This is a genomic window from Rhodoferax ferrireducens (assembly GCF_003347515.1).
Taxonomy (GTDB): domain Bacteria; phylum Pseudomonadota; class Gammaproteobacteria; order Burkholderiales; family Burkholderiaceae_C; genus Rhodoferax.
In genome coordinates, this window is sequence record NZ_QEII01000203.1 from 1 (window position 1) to 258 (window position 258).

General features: G+C 67.1%; 1 protein-coding gene. It reads left to right on the forward strand.

What is annotated here, in order from left to right; all coding sequences use genetic code 11:
* Nucleotides 1-258, forward strand: a 258-nt coding sequence (locus tag C5P05_RS02730) for a malic enzyme-like NAD(P)-binding protein (RefSeq protein ID WP_332871326.1), incomplete at both ends; no start/stop codon positions are given.

The following is a 258-nucleotide window of genomic DNA, read 5'->3' on the forward strand; positions in this document are numbered from 1 at the left end:
AGAAGAAGCTGCGCGAGCGCATGAAGATACCGGTGTTCCACGACGACCAGCACGGCACCGCCATCGTCGCCGCCGCGGCTATCCTGAACGCGCTCAAACACGTCGACAAGGACATCGGCGAGGTCAAGCTGGTGGCCTCGGGCGCCGGCGCCGCCGCGCTGGCCTGCCTGGACCTGATCGTCAGCCTGGGGCTGCCGATGCGCAATGTGTTCGTGGCCGACAGCAACGGCGTGGTCTATGCCGGGCGCAAGGAGCAGA